We start from the raw sequence: 17,751 nt of genomic DNA, 5'->3' as shown, positions 1-17,751 counted from the left end.
CCGCTTGCTTCCGAGGATGCTGCCAGCGAGAGCGACCTGCCAGGAGCAAAGACAACGAGCCAGCGGATGCCTTGCCAGTCTCACGCGCGCGTCGAGAACGACCTGATAGGAGCGAAGGCACCCCCGCCACCGCGCGCGCCAAGCGTCCGGCGCCAAGACCGACCTGAAAGGAACGAAAACCACCTGGCTAACTGAAACCGGCACCCGAGATCGGACCGAGACCACGAACCGAGACCACGGACCGAGACCACGGACCGAGACCACGGACCGAGACCACGGACCGGGAACGCGGACTGGCGACCAGCGCCCGGTATCGGGCCGGGGAACGCGGACCGGGGACGGAGGCCGGGGACGGAGGCCGGGGACGGAGGCCGGGGACGGAGGCCGGGGACGGAGGCCGGGGACGGAGGCCGGGGGCCGCGGACCAGGGAACGGGGACCAGGGAACGCGGGGTGGGGAGTGTGCTTGGGGGGGCGAGCGGCTTGTGGGCCTTGGGGTGGCGGGGCTGGGGTTCAGTCTGAGCGGGGCGTGAGCAGGTCCTCGACGAGGGTGTCCACCAGGTCGCGCGGGATGCTCGAACCGGTCAGCGCGCGGTGCACGATCGGGCCGACGAGCGCGTCCATCGTGGCGTCGGGGCCGAGTCTCGGCGCGAACTCCCCCGCGTCGATCCCCCGCGCGATCATGTCGCGTTCGTGGCCGCGGCGCGGCCCGAAGTAGCGCGCGTGGAAGCTCTTGGCCGTGTCGGGGTCGTGCTGCGCCTGGGCGATGAGCGCGAGCAGAACCTTGCCGGCGGGGTCGCGGGTGAGGAAGCGCGCGAAGCCGCGCAGGTAGCCGCGGACGCTCTCCAGCGTGGGCGGCTCGGCCGGGACCGGGATGCGCTTCTCGCTGTCCTCGATGAGCGTGTCGAGGAGGATCTCGACCTTCGAGGGCCACCAGCGGTAGATCGTCTGCTTGGCGACACCGGCGCGGCGGGCGATCGCCTCGATGGTCAGGGCGCCGAAGCCGCGCTCGACGAGCAGATCGTCCGCGGCGTGGAGCACGGCCAGGCGCGCGGCCTCGTCGCGACGGCTCCCGGAGCGCGGCCGGCGGGGCTGAGAGCTCGTGGCGGGCATGCGAGACACCATACCGCCAGCCGCTTCACCGATTTGTTTAGACGCAACGTCGCGTCTACTCTAAGGACTCCCACCATGAAGGAGCGACCCGTGTCCGACCGTCAAGCCCTCATCATCGGAGCCTCCCAGGGCCTTGGACTCATCCTCGCCGACGAACTCGCGCGGCGCGGCTGGCGGGTCATCGCCACGACGCGCCGGCTCGGCGGCGAGCTGCAAGACCGCGCCGACGCCTGGAACGGAATGCTCGAAGTCGAGTCGCTGGAGATGACGAGCGCCGAGCAGGTGACCGCTCTGCGCGATCGCCTGGACGGCCACCGGCTGGACCTGCTCTTCGTCAACGCCGCGATCGACCGGGGCGACCTGCCGATCAACGAGGTGCCGACCGAGATGTTCACCGAGGTGATGGTCACCAACGCGCTGAGCCCGCTGCGCACGCTCGAAGCCCTCCGCGACCTCGTCGCCCCCGCCGGGACCGTCGCGGTCATGTCCTCCGAGCAGGGCAGCATCTCGCGGAACACCGAGGACGGATACGAGCTGTACAAGGCCAGCAAGACCGCGCTCAACCAACTGATGCGCAGTTACGCCACCCGCCATGCTGACGACGGCCACACCAAGCTGCTCATCGACCCCGGCCACAACCAGACCCGGCTCGGCGGGTTCGACGCGCCGCTCATTCCACAGGAGAGCATCCCGGCCGTGGTCGACGTCCTCGAAGCGCAGGCGGGCGCCCCGGGCCTGCAATTCCTGGACCGGCACGGCGAGACCGTCCCGTGGTGAACCCGAAGCCGCAACAGGAGTCCAACGCGATGCCGCGGATCTCAGCAAGCCGGACACCGTCGCCGCGCCGAATCGTCCCGACGCCGCGAGCGCGCACCCCATCAACCATCGTTACAAGCGGAGCGCCTACTCGACGACCGGCTCATGCCGGACGGGAAAGTTCACCGAGTTCGCGATGAAGCACAATTCGTGGGCACGTCCGTGCAGCCTGCCGACCTGGTCGGCCTTCTCGGAGTCCGCCAAGCCCACGCGGGGACGCAGGACGACCTCCTCGAACCGCCCCCCACCGTCCGGGGTCTCGGCCATGGTCCCGTAGGGCTTGTCGACATAGGAGGTGACCACGACCTTCTCCATTGCGCACAAATGCAGGAACCACAGCATGTGGCACTGCGACAGCGACGCGACGAGCAGTTCCTCGGGGTTCCACCGCGCCGGGTCACCCCGAAAAGCAGGGTCGGAACTCCCCGGGATCAACGGCTTTCCTTCGACTTCGACCTCGTGGGCTCGCTCGAAAGCGCGGTAGGAGCTCGTTCCCGCACCGGTGTTTCCGGTCCAGGTCACGGACACTTCGTAGTGGTGGGTCTTCGACATCCCGCAGCCCTTCTCAGCTATTCCAGGGTCGCCCTGGTGGCACGTGCATGGTCACCGGCGATCCGTCCCGCCCGGACACGGTCGCCGTCGGCGATCGCCCCCAGCAGTTCCCGGTGCTCACCCGAGACCGTCTCCGGACGTTCCGGACGCACGAGCGACGCCCGCGTGGAGACGATGATCCGATCCCACAGCCGTTCGAGGCTCTCCAGCGCGATCGGGTTGCCCGCCAGCTCGGCGATCCCCCGATGGAACCGGCGGTTCAACTCGATCGCGCGATCCAGCTCCCCCGCGGCGGTCACCTCTTCCAGGTGCGCCGCGTCCCGCTCCAGGTCGGCCAGCGCGGCCGGGGCGATCCGCCCGGCCCGCCGCCGGTCCGCGGCCAGCTCGGCGGTGAGCGCCTCCAGCGCCGCCCGCACCTCGTAGGCGTGGTCCAGGCTCTCCGGCGTCATGACCTCCACGACGACGCCGCGTCCGGCGCCGAGGACCAGGCCGTCGCTCTCCAAACGCCGCAGCGCCTCCCGGACGGGCGTCCGGCTCACGGCGAGCGCCTCGCTCACCGCCACCTCCGTGAGCCGCTCGCCGGGCGAGTACTCACCCGCGACGATCAGCCCCCGCAGTCTCCGGTAGACCGTGTCGACCTGCATGCCCACCTCCATTGCATACAAAGCATACATTGCATACAAAGCATACATTGCATACAAAGGCGCCACAGACTCTCCCGGCCGACCGACCGTCCCGGTCGTGCTAACTCGGAGGTGATCGATTGGGCGTGTTCGCTAGGTGTCCACGGGCCCGCACACGGCAGCCCAGTTCGCCTCGACGCGGCGGAGACCGGAGCCAAGGACGCCTGGGACGGGCTATGGACACTCCTGGCACCAGGGGAGCACATGCGTGGCGGGCGTCGCGGCGTTGCCGGCCCTGGCCGCCCTTACCCCAGCGCACGAACCCGGCGGTCCGGCGCTCGGCCGTCGAACTCGCAGGCGAGATCGTGGGGCGGCCCCGCGCGAGGGCCGGTCTCTAGGCCCACCGGAGGCAGGGCGCCGGCCGCGCTACTGCCTAGAGTTCCAGCCGCTTGGGACGGTTGCGCCGGGGGCCTGAGGCGAGTACCCGGCGCAGTCCGTCCCGTAGTTCTTCGAGAGCGGTCGCCTCGGCGAACTCAAGCGTGATGGCGAGTTCTGGACCGATGCCGAGTTCTCGTGCCGCAGCCCTGGACAGCTTGATCCGCAGGAGGTCGTCCTCCAGGACGCACTCACGTACTCCTCCATAGCGGGTGGCTGCGGATTCGGTGGAAAGGCAGTAGGTCTCGGCGTCCGGATCATCTGCGAGCGGGCCCATGAAGAGCAGGCACTGGCCACCGCCATCGGGCTGCTCGGCGAGCCCGACGGTGAAGGTGTCGGAGTCTTCGGAGGTGCCGACGAAGCGCATCGTAGGGGTGTCTGAGGGCGGCGCTGGTGGATCAAGCTGCCTCCGCGCCTGGTCCCAGAACGCGTCAAGCGGGTCGTGAGCAGGAGGAATGGGCTTGAGAACGTCCGCTCTGGCGAAGAACTGGCTTTCCGCCTGGACATCGAGGCCGGGGTAGAGGTACTTCAGCCGCGTCGGGCTGGCGAGCCAGAGCATGGCGGAGGCAGGGGATTCTGGTGGGGCGGTGAAGAACCGCTGGAGCTCGGTGTCGTCCCCGTGCCGTTCCTTGAGCCGAGCGAGTTCGGAGCGGGCGGCCGCGCAGACCGCGGCGCCGTCCTCGAACCGGATCTTGACGGCGCTGACGATGTAGTACTCGTCCGAGGCCATGGCCGGCGCTCTCCCCCGACCTCGCGGCGCGTGCGACGTCGTTGACTCTGTTCGATTGTTCGGGTCATCCGCGCCGGGAGGGGGCGGCGAAGCAAAGTGCCTCGCCGCCCCCTCCTGGACTGTGCCTGATACGCCCGTCCAAGCATGGGCCTCGCCGTCAGGCTAGGACCGGGGCGTCAGGAGCACCGCTCAGCTGCAGCCGCTGGTGGAGCCGCAGCCTTCGCAGACGTAGCAGCTGCCTGCGGGGCGCATCTTGGTGCCGCAGGTGAGGCAGAGCGGCGCGTCGGCGGTGCGGCCCTGGCGGCTCTCGATGACCTCCATCGAGGAGTGCGCCTCGCGGGACGGGGCCGGGGCCGGCCTGCTGATCTCCGCCGACTGGGCGAGGGTCTCGTGGTCGACCTCGTCCTCGGCGGGCTGGGCGCCCGGGTCCTCGCCGTTGGCCTGCATGGCGCGCTCGTCGGCGGTGAAGATGCCGAGGGCGGCGCGCTCGTCGTAGGGCAGGTGGTCGAGGGCGAGGCGGCGGAAGATGTAGTCCATCACCGAGGTGGCCATGCGGATGTCGGGGTCGTCGGTCATGCCGGCGGGCTCGAACCGCATGTTGGTGAACTTCTCCACCCAGGTCTCCAGCGGGACGCCGTACTGGAGGCTGATGGAGATCGCCATGGAGAAGGCGTCCATCACGCCGGCGAGGGTGGAGCCCTGCTTGCCGAGCTTGAGGAAGACCTCGCCGAGGCCGTCGTCGGGGTAGGACGAGGCGGTCATGTAACCCTCGGCGCCCGCGACGGAGAAGCGGGTGACGGTGGCGGGGCGCTGCTTGGGCAGCCGCCTGCGGACGGGGCGGGTCTCCACCGGCGCCTCGGCCTTCGGCTCCTCCTTCTTGCCCGCCGCCGAGAGGGGCTGGCCCACCTTGCAGTTGTCGCGGTAGATCGCCAGGGCCTTCAGGCCGAGCTTCCAGCCCTCGAAGTACACCTTCTCGATGTCCTCGATGGTGGCCTGCTCGGGCATGTTGACGGTCTTGGAGATCGCGCCGGACAGGAACGGCTGGGTGGCCGCCATCATCCGGACGTGCCCCATCGGACTGATCGCGCGCTCGCCCATCGCGCAGTCGAACACCTCGTAGTGCTCGGGGCGCAGGCCGGGGGCGTCCACGACGTGGCCGTGCTCGCCGATGAACTCGACGATCGCCTCGATCTGCTCCTGCTGGTAGCCGAGCGTGTCGAGGGCGCGCGGCACGGTCTGGTTGACGATCTGCATGGAGCCGCCGCCGACGAGCTTCTTGAACTTCACCAGCGCGAGGTCGGGCTCGATGCCGGTGGTGTCGCAGTCCATCATCAGCCCGATGGTGCCGGTCGGCGCGAGCAGGGACGCCTGGGCGTTGCGGTAGCCGTGCTTCTCGCCGAGCTTCAGGCACTCCTGCCACTGCTTGGTGGCGGCGGCGTGGACGGCCTTGTCGACGGTGTCGAGGGTGCGGATCTCGTCGTTGGCGGCGGCGTGCTTGCGCATGACCCGCTTGTGGCCCTCGGCGTTGCGGGCGTAGCCCGCGTACGGGCCGACGACGGCGGAGATCTCGGCGGAGCGGCGGTAGGCGACGCCCGTCATCAGCGAGGTGATCGCGGCGGCGAGCGAGCGTCCGCCCTCGGAGTCGTAGGCGTGGCCGCTCGCCATCAGGAGGGCGCCGAGGTTGGCGTAGCCGATGCCGAGCTGCCGGTAGTCGCGGGTCGTCTCGGCGATCTTCTCGGTGGGGAAGTCGGCGAAGGTGATCGAGACGTCCATCGCGGTGATGATCAGCTCGGTGAGCTTGACGAACCGCGCGACGTCGAACGTCCCGGAGTCGGTGAGGAACTTCAGCAGGTTGATGCTGGCGAGGTTGCAGGAGGAGTTGTCCAGGCTCATGTACTCCGAGCACGGGTTGGACGCGGTGATCCGGCCGGTCTCGGGGTTGGTGTGCCAGGCGTTGATCGTGTCGTCGTACTGGATGCCGGGGTCGGCGCACTCCCACGCGGCCTTGGCCATGAGCCGGAACAGCTCCTTGGCCTTGACGGTCTCGACGACCTCGCCGGTCATCCGGGCGCGCAGCCCGAAGTCGCCGTCGGCCTCGACGGCGTGCATGAACTCGTCGGAGACGCGGACGGAGTTGTTGGCGTTCTGGTACTGGACGCTGCCGATGTCCTTGCCGCCGAGGTCCATGTCGAACCCGGCGTCCCGCAGCGCGCGGATCTTGTCCTCCTCGCGCGCCTTGGTCTCGATGAACTCGGCGACGTCGGGGTGGTCCACGTCCAGGACGACCATCTTCGCGGCCCGGCGGGTGGCGCCGCCCGACTTGATCGTCCCGGCGGACGCGTCGGCGCCGCGCATGAACGACACCGGTCCGCTCGCGGTGCCGCCCGAGGACAGCAGTTCCTTGCTGGAGCGGATGCGCGAGAGGTTCAGGCCGGCGCCGGAGCCGCCCTTGAAGATGACGCCCTCTTCCTTGTACCAGTCGAGGATCGACTCCATCGTGTCGTCCACCGAGAGGATGAAACACGCCGAGACCTGCTGCGGGGACTTGGTGCCGACGTTGAACCAGACCGGGGAGTTGAAGCTGAACAGCTGGTGGACCAGCGCGTACTTCAGTTCATGGTCGAAGATCTCCGCGTCCTCTTCAGAGGCGAAATAGCCCTCTCGCAGTCCCGTCTCGGTGTACATCCGGACGACCCGGTCGACGAGCTGCTTGAGGCTCCACTCGCGTTGCGGCGTCCCGACCGCGCCGCGGAAGTACTTGGACGTGACGATGTTGACGGCGTTCAGGGACCAGAAGTCGGGGAACTCCACCCCGCGCTGCTCGAAGTTCACCGAGCCGTCACGCCAGTTGGTCATGACGACGTCACGACGCTCCCAGCGCATCTCGTCGTACGGATGCACGCCGGGCGTGGTGAAAATGCGCTCGACCTTCAGCCCTTTGCGGCCCCCCTTGCCGCGCCGTGCCGCCGAGCCGCTCACCGTCTCCGTCATGACCTTCCCCCTCTCGGGCCACCCGCCGGGGCCCTGTTCAGGAACAACTCCGCCGCCGCGCGGGGCATGCCCGGCGCGGTGGCGCTTTCACGTGTGTGCTGCTGTGTACTGCCGGGCCCGCCCCTATCGGGGCGGACCGGACTCCCCCGAGGAGCCTGACCTGCGCAGTGATTCGATCTCTTTCGCGAAGTCGTCCAGCGACTCGAAGCTCCGGTAGACCGAGGCGAATCGCAGATAGGCGACCTCGTCGAGTTCGCTGAGCGGCCCCAGGATCGCGAGACCGACCTCGTGCGAGGGGATTTCCGCGGATCCCGACGATCTGATCGCCTCTTCGACCCGCTGCCCCAGCTTCGCGAGCGCATCCTCGTCGACCGGGCGGCCCTGGCAGGCCCTGCGCACCCCGGCGATGATCTTTTCCCGGGAGAACGGCTCGGTGACCCCGCTGCGCTTGGCCACCATGACGAGCACATTCTCCTGCGTCGTGAATCGCTTGCCGCATTCCGAGCACGCCCGGCGGCGCCGAATGGCGCCCCCGTCATCGGTGGACCGGCTGTCGATCACTTTGGTGTCAGGGTTGCGGCAGAACGGGCAATGCACGTCTGGTTCCTCCCCTGACGAAAACGCGTCACACCTCTGAACGATGCCATATATAGGTGAAGTACATCGGTGTGACTACTAGATGTTGTGGTCAACCGTACGGGGACGCGCAGGCGTACGCAACCTCGGTCAGCCGCCCCGGACGTTGACCCGTGTCACATCCGCCACGTCCGCCCAGGTCACGGCGAAGCAGATGGATCTTGGTCCGGGCGTGTCGCGCGGCGGGCCCGCATCGCGCCCCTGACCAGGACGATCACGGCTGAACGCCACATCCGGCCCGTGGATGACCGCCAGGGACGTACCGGGCGGCGGAAGGAGCCCCCGGGAGACGGCGCGTACGCCTCCCCCCGCGGGCGCGTCAGCGCGCGGGGAGGCGTATGCGCTGCCCCGGCTGGACGGTGGGGTCGCCACCGAGGCCGTTGAGGTCGATGATGCGCTGGACGACGATGCGCGGGTCGGAGCGGGGCTCGGCGGCCGTGGCGATCTCCCAGAGGGTCTCTCCGGGCTCCACGACGACCGTCTCGCCCGGACCGGAGGGCCCGCCGCCCTCATGCCCGCCCGCCAGGGCCCCGGGGCCCCGGGCGAGCCAGAGCGCGGGCAGGGTGAGGAGGGCGGCGCCGGTCACCACGACCACGCGGCCCCGGCGCGTCAGCCGGATCGGGACATGTTCATGGGGTGAACCGGACATCTCTCCCCTCCCAGCGTCGAATGCATTTTCGATCGAACGCCTGTACGATGTTCTACCGCAGGACACCGGGAAAACGCGACCCTCATCTTCGAACAATTGTTTGATCATCGGCGCTGGACGCGATAGCGTTCCATGACAAGGAGTGACGGATCGAGGCGCCCGGGAGGCGACGAGCGATGAGCAAGGTCCGGGAGCTGCCCGACGGGCCCATGGACGAGACGGGCCTGACCCAGCGGCAGCGCATGGTGCTGGAGGTGATCCGCGACTCGGTCCAGCGCCGGGGCTACCCGCCCTCGATGCGCGAGATCGGCGAGGCGGTGGGCCTGACCAGCACCTCCAGCGTGTCGCACCAGCTCCGGGCGCTCCAGCGCAAGGGCTTCCTGCGGCGCGACCCCAACCGGCCGCGCGCGGTCGAGGTGCGGGTCCCGGGCACGACGCCGGTGCGGACCGAGCCCGACACCTACGAGGGGCTGGGCGGCCAGCCGACCTCGACGCAGCCAGCGCCCGCCTACGTGCCGCTGGTGGGCCGCATCGCCGCCGGTGGGCCGATCCTGGCCGAAGAGGCCGTCGAGGACGTGTTCACACTGCCGAAGCAGCTCGTGGGCGAGGGCACGCACTTCCTGCTGAAGGTCACCGGGGACTCGATGATCGAGGCCGCGATCGCGGACGGTGACTGGGTCGTCGTCCGGCAGCAGCCGGTCGCCGAGCAGGGCGACGTCGTCGCCGCCATGATCGACGGCGAGGCGACGGTGAAGACGTTCAAGCGCAAGGACGGCCACATCTGGCTGATGCCGCAGAACTCCGCCTACGAGCCGATCCCCGGCGACGAGGCGTCCGTCCTCGGACGGGTCGTGGCGGTCCTGCGCAAGATGTGACGCGCCCCCGAACGGGCCTACCGAAGGCGGTCTCCCCCACCGGGGTGACCGCCTTCGGCCTGTTCCGCGCTCCACGGCGCACGCGTGGCCGGCACACGCCGAAGACCCCGGCAGGACGAGCCTGCCGGGGTACCGGAGCGTGCGGGGTCAGCGCTTGGGGACGATGTTGACGATCTTGGGGGCGCGGACGATGATCTTGGCGATGTCGGCGCCGGCCAGGGCCTCCTGGACCTTCGGGGAGGCCAGCGCCAGCCGCTCCAGCTCCTCGTCGGCGATGGCCGGGGGGATCTCCAGGCGGTCGCGGACCTTGCCCGCGACCTGGACGACGCACGTCACCGACTCCTCGACCAGCAGCGCCGGGTCGGCGGACGGCCAGCCCGCGCGGATCAGGGGCGCGGTGCCGCCCAGCAGCTCCCACGCCTCCTCGGCGGTGTAGGGGGCGAACAGCGACAGCACCACGGCGATCGCCTCGGCGGCCTCCCGCACGGCCGGGTCGGCGGCGCCGGGGCCGGAGTCGATGGCCTTGCGGGTCGCGGTGACCAGCTCCATGATCCGCGCGATCGCGACGTTGAAGCGCTGCGTCTCGACCAGCTTGGTGGCCTCGTCCACGGCGCGGGCGGTGGCGCGGCGCAGGGCGATGTCACCCGACGCGGCGTCCGCGCCGGGCGCCGAGGAGACCTCGGTGGCGATCCGGTGGACGCGGGCCAGGAACTTGGACATGCCGTGCGGGGACACGTCGGCCCAGTCGATGTCGTCCTCGGGCGGGCCGGAGAACAGCATCGCCAGCCGGACGACGTCCACGCCGAACTCGCCGATCTGCTCGCCCAGGTCGACCAGGTTGCCGGTGGACTTCGACATCCCGCTGCCGTTCAGGATCACCTGGCCCTGGTTCAGCAGCCGCCGGAACGGCTCGGTGAAGTCGACCATGCCCATGTCGTACAGGACCTTGGTGAAGAACCGGCTGTACAGCAGGTGCAGGATGGCGTGCTCGACGCCGCCGGTGTACTGGTCGACCGGCATCCACCGCCGGACCCGCTCGACGTCGAACGGGCCGTCCTCGTAGCCGGGCGAGCAGTAGCGGAAGTAGTACCAGGACGAGTCGACGAAGGTGTCCATGGTGTCGGTGTCGCGTCGGGCGGCGCCGCCGCACTTGGGGCACTCGACGTTCACCCAGTCGGACGCGGCGGCCAGCGGCGAGGTGCCCTTGGGCGCCAGGTCGGCGCCGCGCAGGCCCTCGGGCAGCCGCACCGGCAGCTGGTCGTCCGGGACGGGGACCTCGCCGCACGCCTCGCAGTGGACGATCGGGATCGGGCAGCCCCAGAACCGCTGCCGCGACACCAGCCAGTCGCGCAGCCGGAAGTTCACCGAGGCGCGCCCGGTGCCGCGCTCGTCCAGGATCTCGATGATCTTGGCGATGCCCTCGGCCTTGTCCAGCCCGTCGATCGGGCCGGAGTTGATGATCGCGCCGTCGCCGGGGGTGGCGACTCCGGTCTCGGCGGGGTCGGCCTGGCCGGTCTCGACCACCACGCGGACCGGCAGCCCGAACTTCAGCGCGAAGTCCAGGTCGCGCTGGTCGTGCGCGGGCACGGCCATGATCGCGCCGTGTCCGTACTCGGCCAGCACGTAGTCCGAGGCCCAGACCGGCAGCCGCTCGCCGTTCACCGGGTTGACCGCGTAGCGGCCCAGGAACACGCCGGTCTTCTCGCGCTCGGTGGACAGCCGCTCGATCTCGCTCTCGCGGGAGACCTCCTCGCGGTAGGCCTCGAACGCGGCGCGCTGCGCGGGCGCGCAGACCTCCTCGGCCAGCGGCGCGTCGGCGGCGACGACCATGAACGTCGCGCCGTACAGGGTGTCGGGCCGGGTGGTGTAGACGGTGACCGGCTCGTCGCGCCCCTCGATGACGAAGTCGACGTCGGCGCCGGTGGAGCGGCCGATCCAGTTGCGCTGCATCAGCAGGACGCGCTCGGGCCAGCTCCCCTCCAGCTGCTCCATGTCCGCCAGCAGCCGGTCGGCGTAGTCGGTGATCTTGAAGTACCACTGGGTCAGCACGCGCTTCTCGACCAGCGTGCCGCAGCGCTCGCAGTGCCCGCCGACGACCTGCTCGTTGGCCAGGACGGTCTGGTCCTTCGGGCACCAGTTGACGTGGCCGCCCTTGCGGTAGGCCAGGCCCCGGTCGTAGAAGCGCAGGAACAGCCACTGCGTCCACTTGTAGTACTCGGGGTCGGAGGTGTGCAGCCGCCGCGTCCAGTCGAAGGAGGGCGCGTACCGCTGGAAGGAGGCCGCCTGCGTCTCGATGTTGGCGTAGGTCCACTCGGCGGGGTGGGAGTCGCGCTTGATCGCGGCGTTCTCGGCGGGCAGGCCGAAGGAGTCCCAGCCGATGGGGTGCAGGACGTTGAAGCCGCGCTGGAACCAGTAGCGGGCGACGACGTCCCCGATCGCGAACGCCTCGGCGTGCCCCATGTGCAGGTCACCACTGGGGTAGGGGAACATGTCCAGCGCGTAGCGGCGCTCGGGGCCCTCGCCGGTCTCCACGGCCTCGAACGGGTCGAGCTCCGCCCAGCGGGCCTGCCACTTGTCCTGAACCGCCCGTGGGTCGTAGTGCTCGTCGCTGCTCACGCTTCCAGACTCCGCATCCTGATCAACTGGGTCCCCAGACCGCCCGCCGACATGAAACGGCCCCTCGCACAGGAGGGGCCACCACGCTGACGTCGATCCGTCAGCGTGGTCGTATAAGGAGCAGCCTGGCTGGCATACAGCAAGCGTAGCGCAACCGCAAGCCCTCCCGCCGAGAGTTCCGGCGGCCCCCCTCAGTGCCCCGACGACTGGCGCGCGAGCGAGACCACGCCGGTCACCTGGACGTGGGTGAGGCCGAGGTCGGCGCCCACGGCGGACAGCGTGCCCTCCTCGTTGACGCTGAGCGGCCCGTCGGTCAGCGCGACCTCGGCGGCGGCGCGCAGGATGCTCTCCCTGGCCTCGGGCGCGAGCGCGGAGGACGCGCGCGCCATCTCGACGCGCACCTCGTCGAAGGGGCGGCCGAGGTCGGCGGTGAGCGCGCCGTCGTCGTAGGACGGGTCGCCCGCCTCGCGGACGACGGTGACGGCGCGGCCGCGGGCGGCCGCGTGGGTGTAGTCGCCCGAGCGCAGCACCTGGGCGATGGCCATCCGCAGCAGCATCGCCGGCATCAGCGCGAGCTGCGCGGTGGTCGGAACCTCCAGGATGCCGAGGTTCCAGCGGCCGTGGCAGGTGTCGCACTCGACGAACTCGCCGCCGGTCTTGTTCAGCGGGATGACCGGGATGAAGAACAGCGTGAAGAAGTTGCGGCCCTGCCGGCGCCGGTACTCGCGGTCGCCGCCGCAGTCGGGGCAGTGGAAGACACCCTTGCTCAGGGTGAAGAAGACCACCCGCCAGCCGAAGATAATCAAGATCTCGGACCCTTTCTCGGTGAGGCGGCACATCGTAACGGGGACGCGGGCGCGGCCGTGGGACGGAGGGGGCACCCCGGCCACGCCGGGCGAACCTGGCCGAATCCGGCCAAATGTTTGAAACCTTGACTAGGCACCGTTCCAGCCGGAAACTAATAGGAAGGTTTCTTATTAGAAATGGAGGCCGTCCCCGGACGCCCCACCCCGGCACGCTCCCCGCCCCACGGCTACCGACTCCATCCGGACCCCACCCCTCCAGTCCCCCCGCCAGGAGGATCGCGTATGCCCAGCAGACTCCGTCCGCCCCGAAGACTCCCCTCATCCCGCAAGCTCCCCACGCCCCGCGCGAGGACGCTGGTGCTCGCCGCCGCCGCCTCGGCCGGACTCACCGTGGTCGTCGCCGCCCCCGCCTTCTCGCACGGCTACACCAACACCCCCGTCAGCCGCGCCCTCTTCTGCAAGCAGGGCACGGTGAAGGACTGCGGGGAGGTCAAGTACGAGCCGCAGAGCGTCGAGGGCCCGAAGGGCTTCCCGAAGTCCGGCCCCCGGGACGGCACGATATGCGCCGCCGGTGACAGTCGCTGGGCCCCGCTCGACGACCCGCGCGGCGGGCAGTGGCCCGCCACGTCCCTGACCGGCGGGCAGTCCTACACCTTCGCCTGGACGCTCACCGCGGCCCACTCCACCGCGTCCTTCCGGTACTTCGTCACCAAGGACGGCTGGGACTACAAGCGGCCGGTGACCCGTGCCGCGCTCGACCTGACGCCGTTCCTCCGCCTGGACTACGGCAACAAGCAGCCGCCGCGCGACTTCTCCCACTCGGGCACGCTGCCGGTCCGCCACGGCCGGCACCTGATCGTGGCCGTCTGGGACATCGCCGACACGGGCAACGCCTTCTACCAGTGCTCGGACGTCGACTTCGGCTGACCTCGACCTCCCCCCGCGGGCTGCCGCTCTGCGCCCGCGCCGGGGGCCGGACGGGACCGCGCACCCGTCCGGCCCCCGGCCCCCTCCGGCCGACCGCCCCGTCCCGCCGCCCGGCACGGCGGGGCGGGGCGGTCGCTCCCCGCGACCGCCACCGGGAACGGGAAAGGCGCGAAGAACGGCACGTCACGGCACACGCCGGGGGATGGCGCGGGCCGAACCGCATGCAGCAGGATGAGCTGGACGGTTCCAACACTCGCCGGTAACAACCGGCGGGAGCCCACCCCGCGAGGAGTGCCATGCTCAACCTGTCCGTGCTGCTGGAGGACGCGGCCCGCGAGACGCCGGAACGGGACGCCGTCGTGTTCGGCGACATCAGGCTCTCCTACGCCTTCGTCGACGGGGTCGCGAACCAGGTCGCGAACCTGCTGCGCTCGCGCGGCATCGGACCGGGCGACAAGGTCGCGCTGGCCTCACCGAACCTGCCCTACTTCCCGATGGTCTACTTTGGGGCGCTGAAGGCGGGCGCGGTCGTCGTCCCGCTGAACGTGCTGCTACGGCCCCGCGAGATCGCCTACCACCTGGCCGACTCCGGGGCGAAGGCGCTGTTCTGCTTCGAGGGGACGCCGGACTTCCCGCTCGGCGAGACGGGCCGCGCCGGGTCCGCCGAGGTGGAGGGCTGCGAGCACCTCTTCCTGCTCCCGGCGAGTCTCGCGACGACCGAGTCGCCGGTCGAGGGGGCCGAGCTGTTCTGGGCGGCGCTCGCCGGGCAGCCCGACACCTTCGAGACGGTCCGCACCGAGAGCACCGACACCGCGGTGATCATCTACACCAGCGGGACGACCGGGCAGCCGAAGGGCGCGGAGCTCACGCACGGCAACCTGCTCATGAACGCGATGGTGGACGACACGCTGTACCGGCGGACGCTGCACGACACGTTCCTCGTGACGCTGCCGCTGTTCCACATCTTCGGGCAGACGTGCGTGATGAACGTGGGGCTCTACCGGCGCGCGACGCTGGTCATGCAGGCGCGGTTCGACGCCCGGCAGACCGTCGAGCTGATGGTCGCGGAGAAGGTGAACTTCTTCGCGGGCGTCCCGACGATGTACTGGGGGTTGCTGCACGCCGAGGCGTCGCCGGAGGAGATCGAGGCGATCCGCGCCGAGCTGCGGGTGGCGGTGTCGGGCGGGGCGGCGCTGCCGATGGAGGTCATCAAGGGCGTCCGGGAGCGGTTCGGGGTGAACATCCTGGAGGGGTACGGGCTGTCGGAGACCTCGCCGGTGGCCTCGTTCAACCGTCCGGACCGTCCGACCAAGGCGGGGTCGATCGGCCTGCCGATCTGGGGCGTGGAGATGCGGCTGATCGACGACGACTGGAAAGAGATCGAGGGCGAGGGGCCCGGGGAGATCGCGATCCGCGGGCACAACGTCATGAAGGGCTACCACGGCCGTCCCGAGGCGACGGACGAGGCGATCCGGGACGGCTGGTTCCGCACCGGCGACGTGGCCCGGCGCGACGACGAGGGCTACTACTACATCGTCGACCGCTCCAAGGACATGATCATCCGCGGCGGCTTCAACGTGTACCCGAGGGAGCTGGAGGAGGAGCTGATGACCCACCCGCAGGTGTCGCTCGCGGCGGTCGTGGGCGTCGCGCACGCCACCCACGGCGAGGAGGTCAAGGCGTACGTGATCCGCACGCCGGGCGCCACCGTGACCGAGGACGAGCTGGTCGCGTGGGGCAGGGAGCGGTTCGCGGGCTACAAGTACCCGCGCATCGTCGAGTTCCGCGACGAGCTGCCGATGACCGCCACCGGCAAGATCCTCAAGCGCGAGCTGCGCTGACCTCCGCCTCTCAGAAGAGGATGTGCTCCCTGGCGAACCCGTAGAACGCCACGCGGCTCTCGGAGAGCAGTTCCAGGTCGCTCGGACGCCAGGTGTGGCGCGCCGCGTCCGCGTGCCGGATCGTGACGAAGGAGAACCGGTCGGCGGCGTAGACGCGCACGCCGTCCGCGCGGAGCCGTTTGAACAGGTCGGTGTCCTCGCCGCGGCCGAGGTCGGCGAACCGGTAGGAGCGCATCAGGCCGCCCTGGCCGAGGAGCGCGCCGCCGCGCAGGACGTCCACGTAGCGGTTCTCCAGGTCGGGGTAGCGCAGCAGCGTCGCGTCGATCGAGCCGAGGTGGGCGTAGTGGGCGAGCTTCCCGACCACGCCCGCGTCGGTGTAGGAGAAGGCGGGGACGAGGTCGGTCAGGTAGTGCGGGCCGTACAGCTCGTCGTCGTCCACCTTGCCGACGTAGTCGCCGTCGGCGGCGTCGATCGCCATGTTCAGGCACGCGCCGAGCGTGCGCGAGCGGTCGGCGGTGAGGACGGCGACGTCGTCGAGCCCGGCGGCCATGGCCTGCTTCTGCACCTGGACGGGGTCGAGGTCCAGGTCGTGCAGGACCATGACGAGTTGCAGCGGACGCCACTCCTGGGCTGCGATCATCTCGACGGCGGGGGCGATCTGCTCGGCGCGGCAGGTCGACATCACCAGCGACACGGTGGGCCGTCCGTCCCGCCGCACCGGCGCGCTCCCCAGTTTTTCCAGGACGGTGTCGACCCGGTGCCTGTAGGTGTGCGCCGCGTGGATCTCGCGCAGGGCGAGGTGGGCCTGCCGGTCGCGCAGTTCGGGAGCGCGCAGGAGCGCGCGGAGGATGCGCCCCGCGTCCTTGCCGTCCTCCACGGCAGGGCCGAAGGAGGGCGCGGCGTCCGCCCTGTGGTGGACGACCGGGACCCCGGCGGCGGCCGCCTCGTACGCCCGCCGCGCGTCCGGGGCGATCATGACCTGGTAGCGCTTGCGGGCGGACGCGGCCCGCTCGTGCGGCCACGGCGGGACGACCCGCTGCCGGTACAGGTGCGGGACCCCGGTCGCGGCGAAGTGCGCGCCGAGCCGGGGCGCGGGGGCGATCAGCGGTTCGGCGGTCGCGTCGTACTCCCCCTCGTACAGCAGCGGGTACCGGCCGTGGTCGTGGACGCGGACGGGGTTGTGCAGGCGCGGCTGGGCCGCGAACGGCAGGTGCGTGACGCGGTCGTGGCCGAGCCGCCGCCGGTGCTCGGGGACGGCGCCGGAGTCGACGGTGAACACGTGGTCGAAGGCCCCGGCGGCCTCGCCGAGGCCCGCGCCGGTGTCCCAGTACGCGGACGGGACGCCGCGCTCGCGGCACCAGGCGGCCATCTCGGCGACGGGCAGACCGGTGCCGATCGACTCGACGAGCAGCAGCGCGGGGCGCCGCGCCTCCAGCGTCTCCCACCAGTCGCCCGGTTTCAGGCCGGCGACCTGCGTCCACTCGTAGCGCAGCGCCGCCTCCAGGACGGGCCCGAGCACGACCGCCGCGACGAGGCCGGGGCGGGCGACCGGGCCCTCCGGCGGACGCGGCGCCGCGCCCGCCGGCTCGACCGGCTCGGTGTCGGCGACGCGGACGTCGGGACGGCGCGTCCGGCGGGGCTCGGCCGGGGGCTCGGGCGGCAGGGGGCGCTCGCGCAGCGCGTCCCGGACGCGGCGCAGCGCGGCGGGCGCGAGCGGCCTGCGGCGCAGCGCGGCCAGCGCCGGGCCGAGCCGCGTCCAGCGGCGCAGCCGCAGCTCCTCGAACCGCCACCGCTCCTTGTCGGCGCGGTGCTCCTGCTCGGCGCGGGCCCGGTCCAGCTCGCCGACGCGGCGCGCGGCGTCGTTGAGCGAGCCGATCAGCCGGCCGATCTGCTCGTCGCGCTCGTCCCGCTGGCGTTCCAGCTCGGCGAGGCGCATCCGGACGGCGGCGTTGTCGGCCGCGAGCCGGTCGCCCCGCGCCCGCAGACCGTTGATCTCGGCGGTCGTCGGGTCGGTGTCCGGCACGGCGGGCTCCCGGTGTGAGGTCGGTGGAAGGGACGGCGGTGCGGAGGGGGCGGCACGGCGGCGGGGGCGCGGCGGCCGCCCTCGCGTTCACGCTAGACGCGCCGTTCCCGCCGTCCGCC

14 protein-coding genes are annotated in these 17,751 nt (G+C 70.9%); 4 read left to right on the top strand and 10 right to left on the bottom strand.

The features are described 5' to 3' along the window. Positions 1-512 precede the first annotated feature (512 nt). The gene (locus tag GNZ18_RS04700) at positions 513-1,112 is read right to left on the bottom strand and encodes a TetR/AcrR family transcriptional regulator (protein WP_156214895.1); all 600 of its coding nucleotides are present in this window, start codon (positions 1,110-1,112) and stop codon (positions 513-515) included. A 90-nt stretch (positions 1,113-1,202) separates the two neighbouring features. On the opposite strand from GNZ18_RS04700, the gene GNZ18_RS04695 reads away from it, so the two are divergent. Beyond that, on the top strand, positions 1,203-1,889 hold the full coding sequence (locus GNZ18_RS04695) for an SDR family NAD(P)-dependent oxidoreductase (RefSeq protein WP_216651169.1): 687 nt from the start codon (positions 1,203-1,205) through the stop codon (positions 1,887-1,889). Positions 1,890-2,015: 126 nt separating this feature from the next. Here the strand turns inward: GNZ18_RS04695 and GNZ18_RS04690 are convergent, their stop codons facing one another. The 6 genes from GNZ18_RS04690 to GNZ18_RS04665 form a co-directional block, all read right to left on the bottom strand. Next, the gene (locus tag GNZ18_RS04690; protein ID WP_246249448.1) at positions 2,016-2,363 is read right to left on the bottom strand and encodes an OsmC family protein; all 348 of its coding nucleotides are present in this window, start codon (positions 2,361-2,363) and stop codon (positions 2,016-2,018) included. A gap of 134 nt (positions 2,364-2,497) precedes the next feature. Then, positions 2,498-3,124, bottom strand: a complete 627-nt coding sequence (locus tag GNZ18_RS04685) for a GntR family transcriptional regulator (protein WP_156214892.1) — start codon at positions 3,122-3,124, stop codon at positions 2,498-2,500. A 412-nt stretch (positions 3,125-3,536) separates the two neighbouring features. Then, complete coding sequence (locus GNZ18_RS04680) at positions 3,537-4,268, bottom strand: Imm10 family immunity protein (protein WP_156214891.1); 732 nt, start codon at positions 4,266-4,268, stop codon at positions 3,537-3,539. A 189-nt stretch (positions 4,269-4,457) separates the two neighbouring features. Beyond that, a complete protein-coding gene (locus tag GNZ18_RS04675) occupies positions 4,458-7,259 on the bottom strand; it encodes a vitamin B12-dependent ribonucleotide reductase (protein WP_156214890.1) in 2,802 nt (933 codons plus the stop codon). Between the two features lie 123 nt (positions 7,260-7,382). Then, positions 7,383-7,856 (bottom strand): transcriptional regulator NrdR, encoded by a 474-nt coding sequence (nrdR, locus tag GNZ18_RS04670; RefSeq protein WP_214618644.1) that lies wholly within the window; start codon positions 7,854-7,856, stop codon positions 7,383-7,385. Between the two features lie 358 nt (positions 7,857-8,214). Continuing rightward, entirely contained in the window at positions 8,215-8,544 is a 330-nt protein-coding gene (locus tag GNZ18_RS04665; RefSeq protein ID WP_156214889.1) for a LysM peptidoglycan-binding domain-containing protein, read from the bottom strand. A 176-nt stretch (positions 8,545-8,720) separates the two neighbouring features. Between GNZ18_RS04665 and lexA the strand changes: the two genes are divergently transcribed. Continuing rightward, positions 8,721-9,419, top strand: coding sequence for a transcriptional repressor LexA (gene lexA / locus GNZ18_RS04660; RefSeq protein ID WP_156214888.1), 699 nt, complete (start codon positions 8,721-8,723; stop codon positions 9,417-9,419). Positions 9,420-9,566: 147 nt separating this feature from the next. Here the strand turns inward: lexA and leuS are convergent, their stop codons facing one another. Both leuS and GNZ18_RS04650 read right to left on the bottom strand, forming a co-directional pair. Continuing rightward, positions 9,567-12,035 (bottom strand): leucine--tRNA ligase, encoded by a 2,469-nt coding sequence (leuS, locus tag GNZ18_RS04655; RefSeq protein WP_312874301.1) that lies wholly within the window; start codon positions 12,033-12,035, stop codon positions 9,567-9,569. Between the two features lie 191 nt (positions 12,036-12,226). Continuing rightward, positions 12,227-12,841 carry a hypothetical protein gene (locus tag GNZ18_RS04650; RefSeq protein WP_156214887.1) on the bottom strand — a complete coding sequence of 205 codons (615 nt, stop codon included), beginning with the start codon at positions 12,839-12,841 and terminating at the stop codon, positions 12,227-12,229. 282 nt (positions 12,842-13,123) lie between these two features. Here GNZ18_RS04650 and GNZ18_RS04645 point away from each other — a divergent pair, with 282 nt between their 5' ends. Continuing rightward, entirely contained in the window at positions 13,124-13,768 is a 645-nt protein-coding gene (locus tag GNZ18_RS04645; protein WP_156214886.1) for a lytic polysaccharide monooxygenase auxiliary activity family 9 protein, read from the top strand. A gap of 296 nt (positions 13,769-14,064) precedes the next feature. Continuing rightward, positions 14,065-15,609: a long-chain-fatty-acid--CoA ligase gene (locus tag GNZ18_RS04640; RefSeq protein ID WP_156214885.1), complete on the top strand. Its 1,545-nt coding sequence runs from the start codon at positions 14,065-14,067 to the stop codon at positions 15,607-15,609. Between the two features lie 10 nt (positions 15,610-15,619). Here the strand turns inward: GNZ18_RS04640 and GNZ18_RS04635 are convergent, their stop codons facing one another. Next, positions 15,620-17,632 (bottom strand): glycosyltransferase family protein, encoded by a 2,013-nt coding sequence (locus tag GNZ18_RS04635; RefSeq protein ID WP_156214884.1) that lies wholly within the window; start codon positions 17,630-17,632, stop codon positions 15,620-15,622. Positions 17,633-17,751: the final 119 nt, after the last annotated feature.

It is taken from the genome of Actinomadura litoris, assembly GCF_009733595.1.
GTDB classification, from domain to species: Bacteria; Actinomycetota; Actinomycetes; order Streptosporangiales; family Streptosporangiaceae; genus Spirillospora; species Spirillospora litoris.
Note: the sequence above shows the minus strand (reverse complement) of the source record. Positions and strands in the feature narration are given on the sequence as shown.

Coding starts and splice junctions, on each gene's coding strand:
- GNZ18_RS04700 (WP_156214895.1), bottom strand. CDS start 1,112: ATGCCCGCCACGAGCTCTCAGCCCCGCCGGCCGCGCTCCGGGAGCCGT.
- GNZ18_RS04685 (WP_156214892.1), bottom strand. CDS start 3,124: ATGCAGGTCGACACGGTCTACCGGAGACTGCGGGGGCTGATCGTCGCG.
- GNZ18_RS04680 (WP_156214891.1), bottom strand. CDS start 4,268: ATGGCCTCGGACGAGTACTACATCGTCAGCGCCGTCAAGATCCGGTTC.
- GNZ18_RS04675 (WP_156214890.1), bottom strand. CDS start 7,259: ATGACGGAGACGGTGAGCGGCTCGGCGGCACGGCGCGGCAAGGGGGGC.
- GNZ18_RS04665 (WP_156214889.1), bottom strand. CDS start 8,544: ATGTCCGGTTCACCCCATGAACATGTCCCGATCCGGCTGACGCGCCGG.
- lexA (WP_156214888.1), top strand. CDS start 8,721: ATGAGCAAGGTCCGGGAGCTGCCCGACGGGCCCATGGACGAGACGGGC.
- GNZ18_RS04645 (WP_156214886.1), top strand. CDS start 13,124: ATGCCCAGCAGACTCCGTCCGCCCCGAAGACTCCCCTCATCCCGCAAG.
- GNZ18_RS04640 (WP_156214885.1), top strand. CDS start 14,065: ATGCTCAACCTGTCCGTGCTGCTGGAGGACGCGGCCCGCGAGACGCCG.